Source organism: Marinobacter alexandrii, from assembly GCF_005871205.1.
Lineage (GTDB): Bacteria > Pseudomonadota > Gammaproteobacteria > Pseudomonadales > Oleiphilaceae > Marinobacter > Marinobacter alexandrii.
In genome coordinates, this window is the sequence record NZ_SWKM01000015.1 from 284,405 (window position 1) to 306,671 (window position 22,267).

Genomic DNA, 22,267 nt, shown 5'->3' on the forward strand with positions numbered 1-22,267 from the left:
GGTCGCCATGAGAGTGAAATTCAGGAAGTACAGCTGGCAACTGGCTCCGGGTCATATCCATGACATCCGCCAACGGGTCTTTATTGACGAACAAAAAGTGCCACCGGAGCTGGAGTGGGACGATACCGACGAGATTGCCGACCACTACCTCGCGGTGCTACCGGATAACACGCCCGTAGGCACGGCGCGGCTATTCTCCACCCTGGGTGAAACCGCGCACATCGGCCGCATGGCGATTCTGCCGGGGTTCCGGGGCCGGGGTGTTGGTGAGGCTTTGCTGCGCCACCTGATTACCGAAACCGCCGGTGACTACCAGGAAATCCGGCTCTCGGCGCAGGAATACGCCATCCCTTTCTACCAGCGCTCCGGTTTTCATGTCTGCTCTGACCGCTACGACGACGCCGGCATCAGCCATGTCGATATGCGCTGTCTGGCGCCCGCCTTGCTCGCCAAGGCACTGGAACAAAAATCGGCGCCGATGATTCTCGGCGAAGACTCCGACACCTGGTTGTTCTCCGATGAGAATCGAATGCTCAACCTGATCGATTCCGTGGCCGGTCAGGCCGGACAGCGGCTATGGCTCTATGATCGTGTGCTCGAGCACGACCTGTACGACCGCCACCGTTTCCGGGAACTGATCTCCGCTCTCGCCCGCCGGCACCGGCTCAGTGAAGTGCGTTTGCTGATTCACGATGACGGTCCGCTGATAAAGCGGAGGCATAAGCTGGTTGAATTAATGCGACGACTACCGAGCCGGGTTGAACTGAGGCTAGTAAGCCAGGACTACCCGGTGGAAGATCAGCCGTTCATGCTCGCAGACCGTGACGGGCTGGTCTATCGGCACGATTTCTACAAACCGGAAGGCTACGCCAAGTTCTCCGACCCCGGCCGGGTCAAACTCCTGGCGGAGAACTTCCAACGCATGTGGGACGCCGGCCGAAGCTCTCTGGAACTGAGAGAACTACCGCTCTGAGTGATGGGCCTGGGGACTTTCGGCAGACTCGAACTGGGCACCGAAGGGCGCGAACTCCTGATCTACTTCACTGGCCACTTCCGCAATCAGCTTACGTAACCACTGGTGATCCGAGTTGTGCTGGAGCAGCGGGCTCCACGCCATTTTCAGCTCAAATGGCGGGATCTCGAAAGGTGGCACCTTTACCACCAGATTCGAGTTGTCCTTCTGCAGCCAGGCCGCCCGCGACGGCAGCGTGGCGATCAGGTCGTGCTGCTCAGCCAGCAGCATCGCCACCTGATAATGCCGGGTAAACACCGAGATCTGGCGTTTACGGCCCATGCGCGAAAGCGCCTCATCAACCCACCCCAAGCGCTGCACATCCTTGGGATTAACCCCGACACCCACCCCAAACCCGGTCTTGCTGACCCATATGTGGCTCGCATCCAGATAAGTATCAAGCGTAAATGGCGCCTTCAGAATGGGATTTCGGGCATTCATCAGGCAGGCGAAATACTCGGTCCACAGGGTTTTCTGATGAAAAGACTGGGGTATTTTGTCGAACCGGTTGATCGCCATATCAAGCCGGCCCTGCTCCACGTCCAGAAAGCTGACGTCACTGGGGGTCAGAACATCCAGGGTAACGTGGGGGGCCTCCTGGCGAATTCGCCTTAACACCCGGGGCATCAGGCAGGATTCAGCGTAATCACTGGCCATGATGCGAAAGACCCGCTGGCTTTCCAGTGCTGAAAACGGAGTTTTTTCCTGCACCGCCTGCTCAATATCCGACAGGATGCCACGCACCAGGGGTTGTAGCTCGCGACCTCGCTCGGTGGCGGTCATGCCCTCACTGGTCCTGATCAGCAAGGGATCACCGAACAGATCCCGCAGGCGTCGCAGGCCGTTGCTCATCGCCGGCTGGGTAATACCCAGGTGGTTAGCGGCCTTGGTAACGTTTCGCTCCCGCAACAGAACATCCAGGTACACAAGCAGGTTCAGATCAACGCGGGAAATATCCATGGTCAACTCCGGGTACGTCGTACATCAAAAAAACATCGAACAAAAGGCCTTATCCTTCATTCACCGGAGCAATATACAGGAGATCGAAATTCACGTAATCAATGGCGGATTGGAGCATTCACATTTCGCAACGGATTGGCTACGGTATTTCTGCTAGTCTTTGTGACACTTGCTGAATAATATCGGTAACTTGAAGCCGGTAAATGCGCCAGCTCACTCTAGACCTTAAGCCGGAGCCACCACTAACCTAATGGATACGACCACCATAGTAATAGTCCTGGCAGCCGTCGTGGCGGTATCGATCGTGTTGATCGTGTTAAGCCAGATGCGCGAAAAGGCCCGCATTGAGCGTGCCCGGAGAATCACCAGTCAACAGGATGCCTACAACCGGGCCAATCGACTGCTATCGGAAATCCCCGGCCAATACCTTACCGCCGATCTGAAACTGCTGTTGATCAAACGCATGGAAGAAGCATGTACGCAGCTGGCAGCACTCAAATCGGACCTTCCGGTCAAGAAATGGCAAGAAGCGGCGCAGCAGTTAAAAAGCCAGATTCTGACCAAGCAGGACACCCGGTCACCGGTGAAAATTGATACGCCGGAAAAGGCTACCTACGTTAAGGAACTGCTACAGAATCTGTTCAAAATGATCGAAGACATGCACAAGAACGGCAAGCTGGACACCGCAACTGCCAAGAAGAACCTCAAATTTGTGCTGTTTCTGGTCCACAAAACCCACGCTGACCTGCACATGTTCCAGGCCCGGGATTTTGTCCGTCAGAATGAGATCCGCAAGGCCATTCACGCCTACCATCTGGCCAGTACCGAAATGGGTAAATCCCGGGACAACCCGCTGGCCATGAAAGCCGTCAAAAGTTTCCGGATCAGAATCAAAGAACTGGAAGCCCTGAGTGTTGAAGGAAAAGACACTGCACATACCGAATCCCAGGCCAAGCTGGATCGGGAATGGGATACCTTCCTGCACGACGAGGAATGGAAGAAAAAAGCCGACTACGACGATTGACGGCCGTAGCATCCGGGCAGCGGCTTCTGCCCTGACTCAGGGACTGTAAGTACTCGTGATCAATGGTTTCAGAAAAAGGCTATCCTTCCGACTGACCCGGGATACGGTGTTGATCGCTATGGCATTGGGGCTGGTGCTTAACCTAGTCCAGATCACGATCGACTACTTCAACGCCCGGGCTGCAATGGAAGAAGACGTTCACGCACTGATCGACATCAGTGTGAGTCCGGCCTCCCAGATTGCCTACAACATTGATGTACGACTCGCAGAAGAACTCCTCGATGGTCTGCTGCGCCACCCGGCGACCATCGACGCCAGAATCATCGACAACGACGACCAAACCATGGCCGCTGCCAGCCAGAGCAGCCCGGACTCCCCCTACCGCTGGGCCAGCGACCTGCTGTTTGCATCCAATCGGGTTTTTAGCGAGGAATTGAGAGTGCCGCAGCTGGAGGATCTTCCTCTCGGCCGCCTCATTGTCACCATCGACACCTATCACTACGGGCTTCAATTTCTCGAACGGGCCACTTACACACTGATCAGTGGCCTACTCAAGAGCCTGACCCTTACCGCGGCCTTGCTGGGTATTTTCTACTTGGTGCTGACACGGCCGATGCTGAACGTCATCAATGCCCTGAGCGAGGTGCAGGCTAACTCACCGGAAAAAGTCCGCCTGCCCGTCCCGGCCAACCACGAGCAGGACGAGATTGGCACTATGGTGGGCATTATCAACCAACACCTTGAAACCATGGATTCAAGCCTGGCCCAGCTCCGTTCCGCCGAAAGCGCAATGAAGGATTACTCCTCGCAGCTTGAGCGCGAGGTTGATGATCGCATCCGTGAGATCTCGGAAAAGAACGATGCCCTGCAGCGCAGCAACCGCGCACTGATCAAGGCGAAGGAAGATGCTGTACGCAGGGCCAGGGCCAGAGCCAACTTCCTGGCCAGCATGAGCCACGAAATCCGCACACCACTTAATGGTGTGCTGGGCATGCTGGGGCTCGCCCTGGAAGGAAAGCTCGATTCCAGCCAGCGCTACCGCCTTGAGGTCGCCTTCAGTGCTGGCGAAAGTCTGCTTGGTCTGCTCAATGACATTCTCGATATATCCAAGGTGGAAGCCGGCAAACTGAGCCTGGAGAACATCCCTTTCAATCTGCGCAACCTGATCGAGGAAGCCTCTACCCTGCACGCCCAACAGGCCCGGCGAAAACGCATTGAACTGGTTAACGAAATCGACCCCCAATTGCCGGAGAGCTTTCTGGGCGATCCGACCCGCATGCGCCAGATCCTTAACAACCTGCTCAGTAATGCTATCAAATTCACTGATGAGGGCTCGGTGCTTGTCAAAGCCGCCTACTCTGCTGGCATGCTCCGGCTCGATGTTATTGACACCGGCATCGGCATGTCTTCCGGCGGTCTGCACAAGATATTCTCGCCATTTTCCCAGGCTGATGCTGACACCACACGGCTCTATGGCGGAACCGGGCTCGGGCTGACCCTGTGCCGGCAATTGGTTGAACGAATGCACGGTCGAATCATGGTGGATTCCACCGAGGGTCGCGGCACCCACTTCACCGTCACCGTGCCGCTACCCATGCACGAAGACAGTACTCCGGATCAACTGCCACAGGCTGCCAAAGGACTCGTGGACATTGGCGTTACCCTGGCGATCCCGGCCGACAACCCGCACCGGCCAGCCATCGAACGCCAACTTCAGGCCTGGCAGATTCCGGTCTGGAACCTCGGGACGGAGCACCGGGGAATTCTGATTACACTGATTGGAAAGGACGGCATCGAGGGAGCGGTACAGGCCGAAAACTGGCAAGGACCGGGGCTAATTCTGGCCGATTCACTCGGAACCTCCGCACAAGGGAAATCAGACCATCCGATCCTTTCCCTACCCCTGCGCCGGGATGAACTCTATCGCTGCCTCTGCCGGGCCATTGGCATTCTTCGCACCGATCCTGTCCTGCAAAGCACAGACGCACTGGAACCAGCGCAGACAACTAAATCGCTCCGAATTCTTCTGGTGGAGGACAACCAGGTCAACCAACTGGTGGCCAGTAGTATTCTGAAAAAACTTGGGCACACGGTCGAGAGCGCTGAAAATGGTCAGCGCGCACTCGATGCCATGGTAGCCGGGGAGTTCGATCTGATCCTGATGGATTGCCAGATGCCAATTATGGACGGCTACGAAGCAACCCGGAGAATTCGGCAGAACTCGGACTGGCAACAGGTTCCGATCATTGCCGTGACCGCCAACGTGATGCAGGGTGATCGTGACGACTGCATCACGGCCGGCATGAACGACTACGTCACCAAGCCTTACAAACGTGAAGAGCTGCGTGCTGCCATCAATCGCTGGACCCAGCCTCGCCCTCAAGAGCCGTAAGCACCGCCCTCAACTCCTGACGAAGAGCCTGCAGCCTTTCCGGCTGGAGGGCCACGCCGCAGAGCAATTGCTGTGGCACCGACCTGGCCCGCTTCTGCAATGCCCACCCGACATCGGTCAGGGCCAGCGTTACCACACGTTCATCCTGGCTGATGCGTTGTCGATTCAGCAACCCACGTTCCTCAAGTCGCTTCAGCAACGGTGTCAGCGTGCCCGAATCCAGCCTCAATCGGCGACCGAGATCGGACACCCGAGTATGCGCGCCGGACCTCCCTTCCTCCCAGAGCACCAGCATCACCAGATACTGGGGATAGGTCAGATCCAGGTCTGCCAGCAGCGGCCGGTATCGGGCGGTCACCGCTCGATTGGCGGCGTAAAGCGCAAAACAGACCTGGTTATCGAGCGACAGTGTGTCGTCCGGTTTGGTCATGGCTACAGCAGATTCTCAATGTCTTTGCGGATGTCCTGCGGCTTGGCAGTGGGCGGATAGCGCCGGATCACCTGACCATCCCGGCCAACCAGGAACTTGGTGAAATTCCATTTCACCTTTTCAGACCCCATCAGGCCCTTGGCTTCGCTTTTCAGGAATTGATACAGCGGATGGGTACCGTCGCCATTCACGTCAATCTTCGAGAACATCGGGAAATCGACGCCGTAATTCAGGCTGCAGAATTCGCTGATGGCATCGTCATTGCCCGGATCCTGATTCAGAAACTGATTGCAGGGGAAGCCGAGCACCGCCAGGCCCTGCTCACCAAGCTCCGAGTAAAGGCCCTGCAGCCCTTCGAGCTGAGGCGTAAACCCACATTTGCTGGCCGTGTTCACGATCAGAAGTACTTTTCCGCGGTATTCCGCCAGGCTTTTTTCGTTGCCCTTGATGTCACGAGCGGTAAAGTCATAAACGCTGGTTACTGACACAACAGTCTCCTTGGCCATTACTGGTTTAGATTTCTCGAAATTAAATTGTGCACAATGTTTAATGAAATACCAAGTTATGAATGAGGTCGCGATCTCAAAACCTGAAACAGAACTTCAGGTTTAGCCGCTAAATCTGCCTTAACCCGCCACAATTCATCATAATTCCCCTGTTGCCGCCGCCCCTCGCTCCGCTAGAATGAAGGTCCATTAACTGACTGTTTATTTTTCAGAATTCAGACCAAGGAAACCTCGGCCCTATGCAGAACTACTACAAATCCGCCAAGCTGGATAACGTGTGCTATGAAATTCGTGGCGTAGTTCTGCGGGAAGCACGTCGATTGGAAGAGGAAGGCCACCGGGTACTCAAGCTGAACATTGGCAACCCGGCCGCGTTTGAACTGGACGTTCCCGAGGAAATCCAGCAGGACGTGATCTACAACATGCACCAGGCCCAGGGCTATGTGGAGTCCAAGGGGCTGTTCTCGGCGCGCAAGGCGGTCATGCACTACTGCCAGCAGCGCGGCATCGACAAGGTCGACATCGACGATATCTTCCTGGGCAACGGCGTCAGTGAACTGATTGTGATGTCGATGCAGGCAATGCTGAATACTGGCGATGAGGTGCTCATTCCGGCTCCAGACTATCCACTCTGGACGGCTGCCGTAACCCTGTCGAGTGGCAAGCCCGTGCACTATCGGTGTGATGAACAACAGAACTGGTTCCCAGACATCGACGACATCCGGAAGAAGATTACCCGCCGTACCCGCGCCATTGTCCTGATCAACCCGAACAACCCCACTGGCGCCGTATACAGTCGGGAGTTACTGGAACAGGTCATTGAGCTGGCACGCCAGCACAACCTGATTGTGTTGTCGGACGAGATCTACGACAAGATCCTCTACGATGGCACCGTGCACGTGTCTACCGCGGCACTGGCCGATGACGTGCTGTTTTTCACCTACAACGGTCTGTCCAAAAACTACCGGGCCGCGGGCTATCGTTCGGGTTGGATGATCATCAGTGGCGCCAAACACCGAGCCACAGACCTGATCGAAGGCATCGAGATGCTTTCCAACATGCGCCTGTGCGCCAACGTGCCGGCGCAACTGGCCATTCAGACAGCTTTAGGTGGCTATCAATCGATCAATGACCTGGTGGCACCGGGTGGACGGCTGTACGAGCAACGCGAAACAGCCTGGCGTATGCTCAATGACATACCCGGGGTTAGCTGCGTGAAACCGCAAGGTGCCCTGTACCTGTTCCCGAAGCTGGATCCCAAGCATTTCCCGATTGTAAATGACGAGAAGTTGGTGCTGGACCTGCTGCTGCAAGAAAGAATCCTGCTGGTACAAGGATCAGCGTTTAACATCGACGACAAGCAGCACCTACGGGTTGTATTCCTGCCACGGGAAGACGCTCTGGATGACGCCATGTCCCGCCTTGGTCGCTTCCTCGGTAACTATCAGCAATAAGGTTTTTCATGGCTGACATTCACGTTGAGGAATTCTACAAGGACGTCGCTATTGCGCTGGTCCAACTGTATGGCGCCTTCCCCCGCCGGGTTAATCTGTTCGTCGAGGACATTGCCGGCCCGGATGAGCCGGATGAGTTCGGACTGCACAGCAAGCGTCACATGGCCTGCTTTGGCGCCTTGCTGTGGCTCCAGGAAGAAGGTTTGTTGCGCTACGTGGACACAATTCGGCAAGAGGCCCTGGACCAAGCCGTTCTCAGTCATGCCGCGTTCGTGCGGCTTAGTGCTCCCGTCCCGGCGCCGCTGAACCAGTTAGTGACACCTCCGTCGCAGCCGACCGAAGGGCAGCTGCCCGCGTCGGTCCAGCAGGACCTGTCGACTTACATACATCTGATTCGTACGGCGCTCAAATCAGGCCATTCCGGTCGCATCAGCCAGATCGTTCAGGCCACGTTCTTCGCTGACCGTAACGATTAAATCCTGCGGAAGGCATTGAAGCCGTGAACTGCGACCCTATATTTCGGTCTTAAGCACGGCTTCAAAGTGTTCGGTAGACAATTCAGGGAATTAATATGCGGATTCTGTTGTTTCTGGCCACCAACCTCGCGGTCATCCTGGTCGCGAGTTTCACGCTACGACTGCTTGGCGTCGACAGCTACCTTTCCCAGTACGGCATTCAATACGGACCGCTGCTGGCGTTTGCCGCAGTGTTCGGATTTGCCGGCGCCATCATTTCGCTACTGATATCAAAGCCCATGGCGAAATGGAGCACCAAGGCCAAGGTCATTGAGACTCCGCGGACGCCGGCAGAGCGCTGGCTGATGGACACGGTGGCTGACCTGGCCAGGAATGCCGGCATCGGTATGCCGGAAGTGGCGATTTTCCCGGCCTCCCAGTCGAACGCCTTTGCCACCGGCTGGAACAAGAACGATGCGCTGGTCGCGGTCAGCGAGGGGCTTCTGCACCGGTTTAACAAAGACGAAATCCGCGCGGTCCTGGGTCATGAAATTGGCCACGTGGCCAACGGTGACATGGTCACTCTGGCTCTGATCCAGGGCGTGGTGAACACCTTCGTGATCTTCGCCTCCCGGGTCATTGGCTCGTTCGTGGACCGCGTCATCTTCAAGAACGAGAATGGCCATGGCATTGGCTTCTTCGTGGTCAGCATTGCCGCCGAAATCGTCCTGGGTATTCTGGCCAGCACCATTGTGTTCTGGTTCTCCAGGCGGCGGGAGTTCCGGGCGGACATTGCTGGCGCACAGCTGGCCGGGCGATCGGCCATGATCAGCGCGCTGGCCAGACTGAAACAGGAAAGCGAGATGCCGGATCAAATGCCGGATACGCTACAGGCCTTCGGTATTAACCGAGGCGCCAGGGGAGGTCTGAGCGCCCTATTCATGACCCACCCACCGCTGGAAGACCGGATTCAGGCCCTCAAGCAGGCGGGGCTCTAAACAAAAAAACCGGGGCAATTGCCCCGGTTTTTTTGTGTCTGCTGATCGATCAGATTTTCAGCTTGAATCCGATGACTCGAAAGCTGTCTTGCAGCGATTTGCTGGTGCCCTTCAACTGCACTTTCAGACTGGAGCACTCCCGACGCACCGGGTAATCCCGGCGCAATCGGTCAAATGCGGCAGCCCGTTCCTGATCAGTTCCCTGCATCGCAATGCGCAATCGGGCATCGTCCTGGCGTGGGTCATAACAGACCCGCAACGCGATTTTGATCGCGTCATCTTCATCTGCCGCACTGGTAAAAGACACCTTGCTCAAGGCCGGCTCAGGCAGAAACTGCCCGGCCTGTTTGCGAACCGGAAAACCCAGGTAACGACTCAGGGCCCGGTAGATCATTTCTGTGCCCTGCACTTTACCTTCAAGGCTGTAGCCGGCAATGTGCGGAGTCGCCAGCCAGACCTGCTGCACCAACTCCAGATCGATCGCGGGTTCACCTTCCCAGACATCAAGTGCCACGATCGGTGCGTTGGCCTGCGACAACCGGGCCTTCAGAGCCTCAGCATCAATCACCTCGCCCCGGCCGGCATTAATCAGCAGCTGACCAGCCGACAGGCCTTCCAGCTCAGCGGCACCCACCATGTGATAGGTGGCATGAGGCTGGTTTCGGGTAAGCGGGGTATGGAGGGTCACCACATCGCAGGCCAAGGCCTCTTCCAGGGATACAAATGGGTTATCAGAATCATCCTCACGTTCGGCCCTGGGTGGATCGCACAGGAAAACGTCGAAGCCGAGCCGCTCGAGTTTTCGGGCAAGCTCACTACCAACGCGGCCCACACCCACAACACCGACACTCAGTCGTGTCCAGTCCGCCAGGCCGCGCCGCTCGGCATGCACTGACAGCACTGACAGAACGTACTCCGCCACACTGTTAGCATTGCAGCCAGGGGCGGCCGAAAAGCGAATGCCCTTTTGCTCCAGCCACTCCTCGTCGACATGGTCGGTGCCAATGGTCGCGGTGCCTACGAACCGGACCTTGCTTCCCTCCAACAGCTCAGGCCCAACGAGGGTCACAGAACGGACCAGCAGCACCTCGGCGTCGCGGACATCGCTGGCCGTCATGGTGCGGCCAGACACACGGCGGATTTCACCGATTTCTCCGAAGAAGGAATCCAGTAATGGGATGTTTTCGTCAGCTACGATCAACATGATGTCGTCCGGTCCTGTCAGTTCCTTCGCTGGCGCTGATTTCTTCCTCCGGGGCCACCCCGACCACCCTGGGGACGCCGCCCCCGCTTACGGGTAATGGGCGGGTTCTCCATGGGAGTCATCAATACCTCATCAGGCACCGTGGTATTCAGTTTCTGACTGATGTAGGTTTCGATCGCCGGCAGGGCAAAGGAATCGTCCTCCCCGGCAAAGCTGACCGACACCCCGTGCTTGCCCGCCCGACCAGTACGGCCAATACGATGGACATAGTCTTCAGCATTATCAGGAAGATTGTAGTTGAAAACGTGGGTCACACCGTTCACATGAATACCGCGACCGGCCACATCGGTGGCCACCAGTACCTGAATGCTGCCATTCTTGAACTGGTCCAGGGTCTTCAGTCGCTTGTTCTGGGCGATCTCACCCGACATCAGCGATACTTTCACGCCCTGGTTGCGCAGGTCTTCTTCGAGATCCCGACACTGATCGCGTCGGTTGGCGAAGACAATGGCCTTTTCCACTTCCGGGCGCTTGAGGTAATTCACCAGCACCGGCAGCTTCTCATCCTCGCCCACCAGGTAAACCGATTGCTCAACACGCTCAGCGGTTTTCTGCTCAGGCTCAATTTCCACGAACTCGGCGTTCTGGGTCCACATGGAAGCAAGGTTCAGCACATCCTGGTTAAAGGTCGCACTGAATAGCAGAGTCTGACGGTTTTCCTTTTCCGTGCACTTGCGGATGATCCGCTTGACGTCCGGGATAAAGCCCATATCCAGCATGCGATCGGCTTCGTCCAGGATCAGGATATCGAGCTGGTCAAGGAACACGTCCTGGGAGCCGAGAAAATCGATCAGTCGGCCCGGTGTCGCGACCAGAATATCCACCACTTCGTTCTGCAACTGATCCCGCTGCTTATCGTAGTTCATGCCGCCTACAACCGTGACCACATTGTGGCCAGTGTGCTGGCACAACTGCTCGGCGTCCTTGGCGATCTGCATTGCCAGCTCCCGGGTGGGCGCCAGCGCCAAAACCCGTGGCTCCGAGGCGAAGCGATCAGTTGTCGGCACCGGCGTCTCCAGCAGCGCCTGGATAGCCGTAATCAGGAAGGCCGCGGTCTTACCGGTGCCGGTCTGGGCCTGGCCGATCAGATCTTCACAGGCCAGGGTCCATGGCAGGGTTTCCGCCTGGATCGGTGTGCAGTATTCAAAGCCAATCGCGGAGATGGCGTCCTGAAGCTTCTGGTCCAGATTAAGGTCCTGGAACCGGAGGTCGCCAGTGTGCTTGGGTTCAGATGTCATACAATCTCAGTTTTCCTTGAGGAGTTCTTAGCGGACGTTGACGGTGCAATGCGCTCGGCATCCCGATGCCAGTTACTGGCATGCGTGTCGGTAGTTCCGTAAAAGGTTTTCAGTGCGTCCAACAATAAGCCAGCGCGGTGTGGCAGACCGTGTGTCAGGTAATGGCTTGCCCGGGCTCTTACACCCTGCCTGAACGCCTGCTCGTTGGCTGCGCCATCGCCAGACAAGTTATCCACACTGATGTGAAACCGGGTACCCGCCGCTATCGAAAATAACCATTCCAGCGCCTGGGGCTTAATCTCAACCTGTTCGAACGCGCGTTGTTGTTCGGGTGTGCGGCCATCCGGACAGTACCAATAACCATAGTCGTGAAGTGTGCGCCGATACTCACCTGCGATACACCAATGGCTGATTTCGTGCAGAGCACTGGCATAATAGCCATGTGCGAAAACAATCTGCGCCAGGCCATTGTCGCCGTCGGCTGGTCTGTACTCGGGTTCATCGCCGCCCTTGACCAAAATTGTCCGGTGACTTTCCCGGAACAGGTCATTGAACAGCATGATAAGCTCATTTGGACTGTGATTCATTGGCTCGCTATTGTGCGACTTTACAGCGTTCAATACCAGAGGGAACTTTTAGAGGAAGCTGGAGAAGAGGCTAGAAAGTAACGCAGAGAGAAACTGAGGGAAAAACGGAGAGAGGAACTTTGAGTACCCGCTTCTGTCCATTGGCATCGAGCGCGGTACGGAATTTCGGACCGATAGCCAAGTTTCACCAGGCATCTTAAACATTGCTTAAACGTAGTCAGCTTGAACTTAGCGAAATAAGACTCAGTGAAGTAAGACTTTGAGAGAAACCAGGAACCAATTTCTACTATGACAGCACCCGCTGCAGTACCCCCCACCGGCCGACAGGGCCTCGCCATGACCCTGATACTTGCCCTTTGCACCCTTATCACGATGGCCGGCCCGGCCTTCGCTCTAGGCTCAGGCGGCAATTCCCTGTTCGGCGGTAGCAACAACGGTTTCCTGCCAGTCGATGAAGCGCTGCCATTCCGTCACAGCACAGATAACGGCGCAGTGATTCTTTCCTGGGACGTCACACCTGGCCACTATCTGTATAAAGGACGGCTGAGTGTCACACCGATCACCGAGGGAGTCGAAATCGGTGAACCACAGTTTTCACTGACCGGGAAAACCACCCACGACGAATTTTTTGGCGAAGTTACGGTCTTCTACGACCCAGTCGAGGTGCGCGTTCCGGTCACCCTACCCGAAGGCATTCGGGAAGCCGAGCTAATGGTAACCTATCAAGGCTGCGCCGAGGCCGGGCTGTGCTATCCCCCTCAAACCCGCGACGTCTTTTACTTCCCAGGCACTGACGCCGGCACCAGCGCTGCCGGCGCGACCACCTCTGACAATGAGTCCAACGGCGCTGGGGCTGGCGCCAACACTCCTGCGACGGCCGACATCAACACCACCACGGCCACAGGCCTGGCGGGTTTTCTGTCGCGACAGTCGACTTTGGTCATCGCCGGTGTTTTCTTCCTGCTCGGGCTTGGGCTGACGTTCACTCCCTGCGTGTTGCCCATGGTACCCATTATTTCCACCCTGGTGTCGGGCCGGAACACCCGCAGCTCGGGCCAGGCATTACTCCTGTCCAGTAGCTACGTCCTGGGCATGGCCCTGACCTATGCCGCCGCCGGCGTCCTGACTGGACTGCTTGGAGCGAGTTTCAATCTGCAGGCGCAACTGCAATCACCCTGGGTGCTGGGCGTGTTCGCTGCCCTGTTTGTCCTGTTCGCGCTGTCCATGTTCGACCTGTTTGAAATTCAGTTACCGCGGGCTATCCGTGAGCCGCTGGACAATGCCAGCCATCGCCTGACCGGCGGCCGGATGATCAGCATCTTCGGCATTGGCGCGCTCTCGGCGCTTATCGTATCGCCCTGCGTTTCCGCCCCCCTGGCCGGAAGCCTGCTGTATATCTCAACGACCCAGGACGCCTTGATCGGCGGCTCCGCCCTGTTCGCCCTCGGCCTGGGCATGGGTGTTCCGCTCATCCTGGTTGCCGTTGGCGGCCGCAAGCTGCTCCCGAGCACTGGGCACTGGATGACAACGGTGAAGCACTTTTATGGAGTCATGCTGCTGGCTGTCGCGATCTGGCTGGTCGAGCGCCTGGTACCGGCCTGGCTAGCTCTGACATTGTGGGGACTGCTGGTAGCCGTCACCGGTGTTCAGCTTGGCGCCTTCGATGCTGCCAAGGCCGGATGGGAACGCACCCGAAAAGGCTTTGGCCTGGTCCTCTTTGCTTATGGCCTGGCGTTGTTGGCGGGCGCTGTGGGCGGCGCTCAGGATCCGCTGAATCCGCTGACGCCGTTTACCGCCGCCTCAGGCACTTCCGCGCCTGCCAGTAGCACGGGCGATGAACTGGGCCACGCGCTGTTCCAGCGCGTGGATTCACCGGCTGACATCCGTGCCATGCTGAGCGAGGCACACAGCCAAAGCCGCCCGGTAGTGCTTGATTTTTACGCCGACTGGTGCATCTCCTGCAAAGTTATGGAGCGCAACGTTTTCAGCGATCCTCAGGTAGTGCAGGCATTAACACCCTACACCCTGCTGCAGATTGACCTCACCGACAACACACCGGCTCAACAGGCCCTGCTTAACGAGCTTGGGCTGTTTGGGCCGCCGGCTATCCTATTCTACAGTCGGAATGGGCAGGAGTTGCCGAATCAGCGCATCCTGGGAGAAATGGATCGCGAGGAATTCATGCGCCACCTGGGCGGTCTGGCGACCGGCGTGTGACGCGCTCAGGTCTCACCGCGCCGGATCAGAAATACAAACTCGCCGCCCTGCTCCTCCTCGTGCATCAGCTCGTGGCCTAGAAACTGACAGAATCTGGGAATATCGCGGGTGGTTGACGGGTCCGTCGCAAGCACCCGGAGCAAGCGCCCGGGCTCCACATCGTTGATGCGGTTGTGCAGCATCATCACCGGCTCCGGGCAGAACAGCCCCCGCGCATCCAGCTCTGCATCATACTCTGGTACCGTCAAAAAATGTCTCCTGTGCCTTACCTGATTTTTCAGGGAAACCTGCTAAATTATTGTTTATAGATACTAAAACAATAGAGGTGAGTCATGATCCGAGTATTGATTGAACGCCATATCGCCGAATCCCTGGAAGATGCTTACGAACAGCGGGCTCGCAAGGTTCTCCAGCAGGCCGTCAGTGCGCCGGGATTCATTTCTGGCGAAACCCTGTCAGACCGTCACGACCCCAACCACCGCATCACCATGGCGAACTGGCGCTCGGAAGCCGATTGGGATCGCTGGTTTCACTCTGAGGAACGCCGGGGGCTGATGTCCGAACTGGTCCCCATGATGGATCGCGAGGAAATCATCACGGTGCTGGAACAGAGCGCGGTCTAGCACCGCAACTCGGTCTAACCAGTCCGCTCGATAAAGCAGGTGATTTCTTCGCGGTCGTGATAGAGGTGGCGCGCACGCAATCGAAAGCCCAGGCCCGCCTCTTTCAATCCCTGGTGAATGATATCACGGCAAATCAGCCATTCGTCATAGCGCTTTTTCATCGGCAATTTCAGATTGAACACCGTGTAACGGCAATGCCCTCCGGCGAGCCAATCGACTGCCAGCCTGGCAGTTTTTCTCGGTTGGTCGACGATATCGCACACCATCCAGTCGATGCCCCGTTTGGGGCGCCAGCTGAAGCCATCCGCTTCAACATGCTCGACCTGACCGGACGCCATCAGCTCTTCGTTCATCGGCCCGTTATCCACGGCCGTCACAAACATGCCCTGGCGCACCAACTGCCAGGTCCAACCACCCGGGGCCGCGCCCAGATCTGCCGCCTTCTTGCCGCCGCCCAGGTAATCCAACTCCTGATCAGCCGGCAGAAATACCTTCCAGGCTTCCTCGAGCTTCAAGGCCGACCGGCTCGGTGCCGACGCAGGCAGGCGCAGCCGGGGAATCCCGCTGACGAAACGAGCCCGATTCTCTTCCAGACTGAACCCGACTACCGCCTCCGCAAACTCAGACAACAGAACTTCAAAACGGGCTGGCGCCGGCGCATTCTGGTCCGCCCTCAGAAGCCCAGCACCGCGCATGCCCCGGGACAGTGGTGACACCCACTTGCGGGCAAAATTACCGAGATCACCGTCGGCATTGGTTTCGGGCAGCCTGACCTCCAGTCGCGCGCATCCCGGATAACCCCGCTCCAGGCTTCCCAGGCCATCGATCACGGCACCCACCCGATCATGCTCTGGCAGCGGAATCCGCGCCAGCACCACGAACCAGTCGCGTACAAAGACCAGTGTGGACAGCTCAAGCCTCGACAGCAGGTCCTCCGCGGACTCCGGTCCGCCAAGAGAGAACCAGACCAGCCCAGAGCCCTTAGCCGGCTCAAAGAAGCCATAGATGCCAGACTCTGCAGCCCTGTCTGTCAGTTCCCTGCAGGCCTCGGTTTCAAAGCCCGGCCGGCAAAATACAACAACCTGTTCCATGCAATACCTGTTCTTTCGGGCCGGTGAAATGGCCCTGTAAATTTCAAACTGTTTAACATCCGCGGCTTAACCCTTCGGCTACACTTCCAGATCTAATACCCATGGAAAACCCGATGTTCCGCGCTTTACGCCAAATATTCCTCTTGAGCCTTTGCCTGCTGCCCGCCGCAGCTTCTTCCTATGCATCGAATTCAGGCTCGGAATGCCCGGTACTCGACACAACCAGCGTTCAGGCCAGGCAATCGCTGATGCACTACATCTGCTATTACAGCGCCGCACCCGACGATCCCGCCCATAACGCCGCAACTCCGGACGAACTGCCAGCACAACTGAACTGGCGTCTTGCCGAAGGCCAGGACCTGGTGTTTAGCCACACACCATCTGTGTACTGGATACGACTGAACGTCACCAATCCGAACGAACACCGGAGTCTTTGGTACCTGACGCTAAACTACGCGCTGCTTGATGAGGTGACCTTTTGGCAATCGGGCAGCGGCTCGAACCGCCTGATTGAAACCGGCGACCGGCGACCGTTTGATTCCCGGGGCATAGACTACCGGTATTTCTTGCTTCCCGTCACGCTCGACAGTGCCGAAACCAAGGCTATCACTATGCGGGTAAAGAGCAGCGGCGCGCTCAATGTGCCCCTGACTTTTGAATCTCCGAGTGAAGTCATTGTTCAGAGCAATCACCTGACTTTGACCCACGGGCTGTTTTACGGCGCGTTGCTGGTTTTCTCCGTGTTCAACCTGCTGCTGTTCTTCAGCTCGGGAACCATTTATTACTTCTATAACGCGTTCTACATGGCCGCCATGGGGCTCTTCATGTTTGCCATGGGCGGGTTTGCCAACCAATATTTCTGGCCCAACAGTGCCAACTTTGCCAACACCTCCATCCCTCTGAGCCTGGTGCTGTGCGCACTGTCGATGACGCTGTTCGGACGTTCGTTCCTGGAAATTGGTCAGAAAACCTGGGATGACCTGGCCACGAAAGCGCTGGCCTGGGCCTGCACCGGTTTCCTCGGTTTGACCCTGCTACTACCCTACAGCACCACTATTTTGCTCAATACTGTTCTTGCCCTGACGGTATTAGCCAGCCTGTTCGTCATCGCAATTGGCCGATGGCGCCAGGGCTATCAAGCGGCCATGTGGTACGTGATCGCCTGGCTGGTCATGCTCACTGGAGGACTCATCTACGCCCTGGCAGCATTCGGTTATCTCGCCGATTTCCTTGCCCGCGAAGCACTGATGCAGGTCGTGGTGGGTGGCCAGGTGGTTCTTCTGAACTACGCCATGGTGCAACGCTGGCGCCTGTTGAATGAGAAGCTGCTCGCGGTGGAGCATTCCGCTCGCACCAACCTCGAGTTAAAGGTCCACGAGCGCACGTCACAGCTTCGTAACACCATGCGAGAACTGGAAAAAGCCAACCGCCAGTTGGCCGCACTCAGCCTGAACGATGCTTTGACTGGTCTGCAGAATCGGCGTCACATGGACAACATCCTCCCGGAGCTCTGTGCCGAGGCACGTCGGACCGGGCATCCCCTCACTATTGTTCTGCTCGACGCCGACCACTTCAAAACCATCAACGACACCTGGGGCCACAGTTTTGGCGATACCTTCCTGCAACTGATTGCAGACATTCTCACCCGCCACACCAAGCGCCCGAGAGATGTGGCTATCCGTTTTGGCGGAGAGGAATTTGCACTGCTGCTGCCTGGAACCGGCACGGAAGGCGCAAGCCAGCTCTCCGAATCGATTCTTCAAGCCATTGAGTCGACTTCTCTGGTCAGCCCGGACGGAGCCTCGGCCCGGATTACCGTCAGCGCCGGTGTGGCTGCACTGAGCCCGGGCGAAGACAAAGACAGCCTGTTCAAGCGCGCGGACGATGCTCTTTATCGGGCCAAAGCAGAAGGACGGAATCGGATCATCGTCTCTGATCACACCCCAATAGACGAGGCCTGAGCCTGGCTCAGATTGTCCACAAAGGCCCTGGCGTGCCGTGCGGCATCGGCAATCAGGGCCGGCTGACTACTTTGTTGGCGGGCCAGCGGCTGGAAATCGTGATTACCACCCGTCAACCACTCAACCCGCACCCTATCCCAGGTTTCGGGATACCCGGCCAGCTCCTCGAATTTCCCAAACGGGTCCCGGGTGCCCTGCACAACCAGCATAGGACAGTGCAGCGAAGCAAAGTGTTCCGTGCGCCACTTATCCAGGCGACCGGGCGGATGGAAGGGATAACCAAACCCCACCACCCCGGCAAGGTCCGACCGTTCACTGGCCAACACACTGGCTATCCGACCTCCCATGGACTTACCACCGACCAGCACCGGGCAGTCATCATTCACTTCCCGCCGAACCTGATCGACCACCTCGGAAAAACATTCCAGCAGCCGGGGCTGACGGTCCGGCGGTCTCTTACGGCCATCCTCGCGCCGTTTCTGCATGTACGGAAACTCAAAGCGCACCGTCGAAATACCATTAACTTCAAGCGCCTGTGCGAGATCTTCCATAAAGGGTGAGTCTGCCGGCGCGCCGGCACCGTGAGCCAGCACCAAGACAGGACCGAATCCGGCCCCAAAACTTTTCGTTTTAATCAAATCCACTGAATTCACCTTCCGGTTTGAAGCAACTATCATTGCAACTCAGGTAGCGGTATCTACGCCAATCAAACTGCCCCCCACGGTGCCTTATGAGGGGTGCCATGTTGCTGATTCCGGCGCCTTTGAGAGGGTTTTGGAGTTGACCTGAGTCATTGCAAAGCGCTCATGCTTTCTCCATACTTGCGCCCGCATATTTTTCACTTGAAACCCATTGGTAAGGCTATGAGCACAGTAAATGCAAACCTGACTTACAACTACAAGGTGGTGAGACAATTCGCCATCATGACGTTGGTCTGGGGCATTGCAGGCATGGGCATGGGCGTTCTGATCGCGTCCCAACTTGTCTGGCCAACAATGAACCTGGACATGCCCTGGACGCACTTCGGTCGTCTCCGCCCGCTTCACACTAATCTGGTTATCTTCGGATTCGGTGGTTCGGCGTTGTTTGCTACTTCCTACTATGTCGTCCAGAGGACTTGTCAGGCAAGGCTAATCTCAGACAGCCTGGCTGCATTTACCTTCTGGGGCTGGCAGGCGATTATGGTCGCCGCAATCATCACCCTGCCTCAAGGCCTTACCTCCTCGAAAGAGTACGCGGAGCTTGAATGGCCCATCGACATCGCCATTGCGGTGGTGTGGGTTTCCTACGCGCTGGTCTTCTTCGGCACTGTGATGAAGCGCAGCAGCCCGCATATCTACGTGGCGAACTGGTTCTACGGTGGCTTTATCATCACCGTTGCCATCCTTCACATCGGCAACAATCTGGCACTACCAGCCAGCGCTTTCAAGTCCTACTCCGCTTACGCCGGCGTGACCGATGCGATGATGCAGTGGTGGTGGGGTCACAACGCGGTAGGCTTCTTCCTGACCGCCGGTTTCCTCGGCATGATGTACTACTTTGTGCCCAAGCAGGCCAACCGCCCGATATACTCCTATCGTCTGTCGATCGTGCACTTCTGGGCACTGATCGCAACCTACGTATGGGCTGGTGGTCACCACCTGCACTACTCGGCACTGCCTGACTGGGCCCAAACAGCTGGCATGGTTATGTCCCTGATTCTGCTGGCACCGTCCTGGGGTGGCATGATCAACGGCATGATGACGCTCTCGGGCGCCTGGCACAAACTGCGCACCGATCCAATCCTGCGCTTCCTGGTGGTCTCTCTGTCGTTCTACGGCATGTCCACTTTCGAAGGCCCGATGATGGCGATCAAAACGGTGAACGCACTGTCTCACAACACTGACTGGACCATCGGCCACGTGCACTCTGGTGCCTTGGGCTGGGTAGCCATGATCAGTATCGGCGCCATCTATCACCTGGTTCCGAAGCTCTGGGGTCTGCAATCCATGTACAGCGTTGGCCTGATCAACGTGCACTTCTGGCTCGCAACCGTCGGTACCGTGCTGTACATCGTTGCCATGTGGGTGAACGGCATCATGCAGGGCCTGATGTGGCGCGCAGTCAACGAAGACGGCACCCTGACCTACAGCTTTGTTGAATCACTGGAAGCCTCCTACCCGGGTTACTTCGTTCGGTTCATCGGTGGCGCCATCTTCCTCACCGGTATGCTGGTAATGGCTTACAACACCTACATGACCGTTCGCCAGAAAGATGCGATTGCCCAGGATAATGCTGTGGCTCAGGCGGCGTAAGGGAAGAGAGAGACCAGATGAAACACGAAATAGTTGAAAAGAACCTCGGTCTGATGATCGTCCTGATCATCCTGACCATCAGCGGCGGCTTTCTGGTTGAGGTGGTTCCCCTGTTCTTCATTCAGGAGACTAATGAGCCGGTAGAGGGCCTGGAGCCCTACTCCGCTCTGGAACTTGAAGGGCGGGACATCTACATCCGCGAAGGCTGCCACGTCTGCCACACCCAGCAGATTCGTCCGTTCCGGGCGGAAACCGAGCGCTATGGCCACTATTCCGTGGCCGGTGAGTTCGTATATGACCGTCCATTCCTGTGGGGCTCCAAGCGCACTGGCCCTGACCTGGCCCGTGTTGGCGGCCGTTATTCAGATGCCTGGCAGCGCCAGCATCTGTATGACCCGCGCAGCGTTGTGCCTGAGTCAAACATGCCGGCCTTCCCCTGGCTGTTCGAAGATCGGGTAGACCACACCAGGACCGCAGACAAGATGGAAACTCTGCAGACACTTGGCGTGCCCTACACCGACGAACAGATTGCGAACGCAGCGTCGCAAGTGGAAGGTAAATTTGAAATCGAGGCTCTGGTCGCGTACCTGCAACAGCTGGGTACTGTGATTTCAGACAAGCGGTGATCCCGATGGATATGAACGAGTTACGCGGTATCCAAACGATTCTGGTCATGATCGCATTCTTGGGCATTGTCTGGTGGGCCTACAGCGCCCACCGCAAAAAAGCCAATGATGAGGCAGCACATCTGCCGTTCGATGACGACGATGTGGAAAAGCGTACTCTCGAACAGGAAAAAACGGAGAAGAAACAATGAGTACCTTTTGGAGCCTCTGGATCAGCGTGATCGTGCTCGGTACGATTTTCGGCTGTGTATGGCTGCTGTGGGCTACCCGCAAAAGCCAGACCACCGATACCGAGACTGACCGTACCACCGGCCATTCCTTCGATGGAATCGAGGAATACGACAACCCGCTGCCGAAATGGTGGTTCTATCTGTTCCTCGCGACCTGTGTGTTCTCGCTGGGATACCTGGTCCTCTACCCGGGCCTTGGTAACTTCCAGGGTATCCTGGGCTGGTCCTCAACGAACCAGTGGGAAGCAGAAGTCGCCGAAGCAGAAGAGAAGTATGGTGAAATTTACGCCCAGTTCGGCGACACCCCGGTAGTAGAGTTGGCCAACAACGACGACGCCCTGAAAATCGGTCAGCGCCTGTATGCCAACAACTGCCAGGTTTGCCATGGCTCAGCGGCCCGCGGCCAAATCGGCTTCCCCAACCTGACCGACGACGACTGGCTTTATGGCGGCACGCCGGACGCCATCCTGAACACCCTGCACAATGGGCGTATGGGTGCCATGCCGGCAAAAGGTGTCATGCCCAACATGACCGGCGAGCAGGTGGATCAGGTGGTTAACTACGTGCTCAGCTTCAGCGGCCGAGAAAAGGACGCCGAAGCCGCCAAAGCTGGCGAAGCCGTTTTCGCCCAAGGCTGTGCTGCCTGCCACGGCGCAGATGCCAAAGGCAATCAGGCGGTCGGTGCGCCCAACCTGACGGATAACGTCTGGCTGTACGGCTCCACTTACGAGTGGATCAAGGAAACAGTACTCTATGGTCGCCAGAATCAGATGCCGGCTCAAAGCGGCCGTCTGACTGAAGACCAGATTCAGATACTCGCGGCCTACGTATACAGCTTGTCCAACTGAGTTAACCGGCCGGAGCGCTAGCTCCGGCCTGGTCTTTTCCAGCCTGAGTCCTGCTTG

At 57.2% G+C, this 22,267-nt stretch carries 22 protein-coding genes; 13 read left to right on the top strand and 9 right to left on the bottom strand.

Translation table 11 applies throughout. The features are described 5' to 3' along the window. Nucleotides 1-7 precede the first annotated feature (7 nt). Complete coding sequence (locus FCS96_RS17510; protein ID WP_138441657.1) at nucleotides 8-973, top strand: GNAT family N-acetyltransferase; 966 nt, start codon at nucleotides 8-10, stop codon at nucleotides 971-973. Here the strand turns inward: FCS96_RS17510 and FCS96_RS17515 are convergent. Continuing rightward, complete coding sequence (locus FCS96_RS17515) at nucleotides 962-1,972, bottom strand: LysR family transcriptional regulator (protein ID WP_041338144.1); 1,011 nt, start codon at nucleotides 1,970-1,972, stop codon at nucleotides 962-964. The two genes, FCS96_RS17510 and FCS96_RS17515, sit on opposite strands and share 12 nt — an antisense overlap. A 250-nt stretch (nucleotides 1,973-2,222) precedes the next feature. On the opposite strand from FCS96_RS17515, the gene FCS96_RS17520 reads away from it, so the two are divergent. Then, nucleotides 2,223-2,996 (top strand): hypothetical protein, encoded by a 774-nt coding sequence (locus FCS96_RS17520; RefSeq protein WP_138441658.1) that lies wholly within the window; start codon nucleotides 2,223-2,225, stop codon nucleotides 2,994-2,996. 55 nt (nucleotides 2,997-3,051) lie between these two features. Further along, nucleotides 3,052-5,388: a hybrid sensor histidine kinase/response regulator gene (locus FCS96_RS17525; RefSeq protein ID WP_138441659.1), complete on the top strand. Its 2,337-nt coding sequence runs from the start codon at nucleotides 3,052-3,054 to the stop codon at nucleotides 5,386-5,388. Here FCS96_RS17525 and FCS96_RS17530 read toward each other — a convergent pair. After that, the gene (locus FCS96_RS17530) at nucleotides 5,351-5,818 is read right to left on the bottom strand and encodes a MarR family winged helix-turn-helix transcriptional regulator (protein ID WP_138441660.1); all 468 of its coding nucleotides are present in this window, start codon (nucleotides 5,816-5,818) and stop codon (nucleotides 5,351-5,353) included. The genes FCS96_RS17525 and FCS96_RS17530 overlap by 38 nt on opposite strands. 2 nt (nucleotides 5,819-5,820) lie before the next feature. Next, entirely contained in the window at nucleotides 5,821-6,306 is a 486-nt protein-coding gene (locus FCS96_RS17535; RefSeq protein ID WP_228264151.1) for a glutathione peroxidase, read from the bottom strand. Between the two features lie 257 nt (nucleotides 6,307-6,563). On the opposite strand from FCS96_RS17535, the gene FCS96_RS17540 reads away from it, so the two are divergent. The 3 genes from FCS96_RS17540 (at nucleotide 6,564) to htpX (ending at nucleotide 9,231) form a co-directional block, all read left to right on the top strand. Beyond that, on the top strand, nucleotides 6,564-7,778 hold the full coding sequence (locus tag FCS96_RS17540) for a pyridoxal phosphate-dependent aminotransferase (RefSeq protein WP_138441662.1): 1,215 nt from the start codon (nucleotides 6,564-6,566) through the stop codon (nucleotides 7,776-7,778). 8 nt (nucleotides 7,779-7,786) lie between these two features. After that, a complete protein-coding gene (locus FCS96_RS17545; protein ID WP_138441663.1) occupies nucleotides 7,787-8,254 on the top strand; it encodes a hypothetical protein in 468 nt (155 codons plus the stop codon). Nucleotides 8,255-8,349: 95 nt separating this feature from the next. Beyond that, a complete protein-coding gene (htpX, locus tag FCS96_RS17550; protein ID WP_138441664.1) occupies nucleotides 8,350-9,231 on the top strand; it encodes a protease HtpX in 882 nt (293 codons plus the stop codon). A 49-nt stretch (nucleotides 9,232-9,280) separates the two neighbouring features. Here htpX and pdxB read toward each other — a convergent pair whose 3' ends face one another. Genes pdxB through FCS96_RS17565 form a run of 3 tightly spaced genes read right to left on the bottom strand, consistent with a single transcriptional unit; the run spans nucleotide 9,281 to nucleotide 12,293 of the window. Then, nucleotides 9,281-10,435, bottom strand: coding sequence for a 4-phosphoerythronate dehydrogenase PdxB (pdxB, locus tag FCS96_RS17555; protein WP_138441665.1), 1,155 nt, complete (start codon nucleotides 10,433-10,435; stop codon nucleotides 9,281-9,283). A gap of 17 nt (nucleotides 10,436-10,452) precedes the next feature. Then, nucleotides 10,453-11,733, bottom strand: coding sequence for a DEAD/DEAH box helicase (locus FCS96_RS17560; protein ID WP_138441666.1), 1,281 nt, complete (start codon nucleotides 11,731-11,733; stop codon nucleotides 10,453-10,455). Beyond that, a complete protein-coding gene (locus FCS96_RS17565; RefSeq protein ID WP_282103800.1) occupies nucleotides 11,730-12,293 on the bottom strand; it encodes an elongation factor P hydroxylase in 564 nt (187 codons plus the stop codon). Before FCS96_RS17565 ends, FCS96_RS17560 begins: the two co-directional genes overlap by 4 nt. Nucleotides 12,294-12,608: 315 nt before the next feature. Between FCS96_RS17565 and dsbD the strand changes: the two genes are divergently transcribed. Next, nucleotides 12,609-14,537: a protein-disulfide reductase DsbD gene (gene dsbD / locus FCS96_RS17570; protein WP_138441668.1), complete on the top strand. Its 1,929-nt coding sequence runs from the start codon at nucleotides 12,609-12,611 to the stop codon at nucleotides 14,535-14,537. Between the two features lie 5 nt (nucleotides 14,538-14,542). Here dsbD and tusA read toward each other — a convergent pair whose 3' ends face one another. Beyond that, nucleotides 14,543-14,785 carry a sulfurtransferase TusA gene (gene tusA, locus FCS96_RS17575; RefSeq protein ID WP_138441669.1) on the bottom strand — a complete coding sequence of 81 codons (243 nt, stop codon included), beginning with the start codon at nucleotides 14,783-14,785 and terminating at the stop codon, nucleotides 14,543-14,545. A gap of 84 nt (nucleotides 14,786-14,869) precedes the next feature. Here tusA and FCS96_RS17580 point away from each other — a divergent pair, with 84 nt between their 5' ends. Continuing rightward, nucleotides 14,870-15,160 (top strand): antibiotic biosynthesis monooxygenase family protein, encoded by a 291-nt coding sequence (locus FCS96_RS17580; protein WP_138441670.1) that lies wholly within the window; start codon nucleotides 14,870-14,872, stop codon nucleotides 15,158-15,160. 14 nt (nucleotides 15,161-15,174) lie between these two features. On the opposite strand, the gene rlmM is transcribed toward FCS96_RS17580, so the two are convergent. Further along, nucleotides 15,175-16,251: a 23S rRNA (cytidine(2498)-2'-O)-methyltransferase RlmM gene (gene rlmM, locus FCS96_RS17585; protein WP_138441671.1), complete on the bottom strand. Its 1,077-nt coding sequence runs from the start codon at nucleotides 16,249-16,251 to the stop codon at nucleotides 15,175-15,177. Between the two features lie 248 nt (nucleotides 16,252-16,499). On the opposite strand from rlmM, the gene FCS96_RS17590 reads away from it, so the two are divergent. Continuing rightward, nucleotides 16,500-18,212, top strand: a complete 1,713-nt coding sequence (locus tag FCS96_RS17590; protein ID WP_228264152.1) for a sensor domain-containing diguanylate cyclase — start codon at nucleotides 16,500-16,502, stop codon at nucleotides 18,210-18,212. Here FCS96_RS17590 and FCS96_RS17595 read toward each other — a convergent pair. Then, nucleotides 18,188-18,856 (bottom strand): alpha/beta family hydrolase, encoded by a 669-nt coding sequence (locus FCS96_RS17595; RefSeq protein ID WP_228264153.1) that lies wholly within the window; start codon nucleotides 18,854-18,856, stop codon nucleotides 18,188-18,190. The genes FCS96_RS17590 and FCS96_RS17595 overlap by 25 nt on opposite strands. 219 nt (nucleotides 18,857-19,075) lie before the next feature. Between FCS96_RS17595 and ccoN the strand changes: the two genes are divergently transcribed. The 4 genes from ccoN to ccoP are packed head-to-tail and all read left to right on the top strand — an operon-like array spanning nucleotide 19,076 to nucleotide 22,210. Next, nucleotides 19,076-20,506, top strand: coding sequence for a cytochrome-c oxidase, cbb3-type subunit I (gene ccoN / locus FCS96_RS17600; protein ID WP_138441674.1), 1,431 nt, complete (start codon nucleotides 19,076-19,078; stop codon nucleotides 20,504-20,506). A gap of 17 nt (nucleotides 20,507-20,523) precedes the next feature. Beyond that, nucleotides 20,524-21,132 (top strand): cytochrome-c oxidase, cbb3-type subunit II, encoded by a 609-nt coding sequence (gene ccoO / locus FCS96_RS17605; protein ID WP_138441675.1) that lies wholly within the window; start codon nucleotides 20,524-20,526, stop codon nucleotides 21,130-21,132. Between the two features lie 5 nt (nucleotides 21,133-21,137). Next, entirely contained in the window at nucleotides 21,138-21,323 is a 186-nt protein-coding gene (locus tag FCS96_RS17610) for a CcoQ/FixQ family Cbb3-type cytochrome c oxidase assembly chaperone (RefSeq protein ID WP_041338120.1), read from the top strand. Beyond that, the gene (gene ccoP / locus FCS96_RS17615; protein ID WP_138441676.1) at nucleotides 21,320-22,210 is read left to right on the top strand and encodes a cytochrome-c oxidase, cbb3-type subunit III; all 891 of its coding nucleotides are present in this window, start codon (nucleotides 21,320-21,322) and stop codon (nucleotides 22,208-22,210) included. The genes FCS96_RS17610 and ccoP overlap by 4 nt, the downstream gene beginning before the upstream one ends. Nucleotides 22,211-22,267 lie beyond the last annotated feature (57 nt).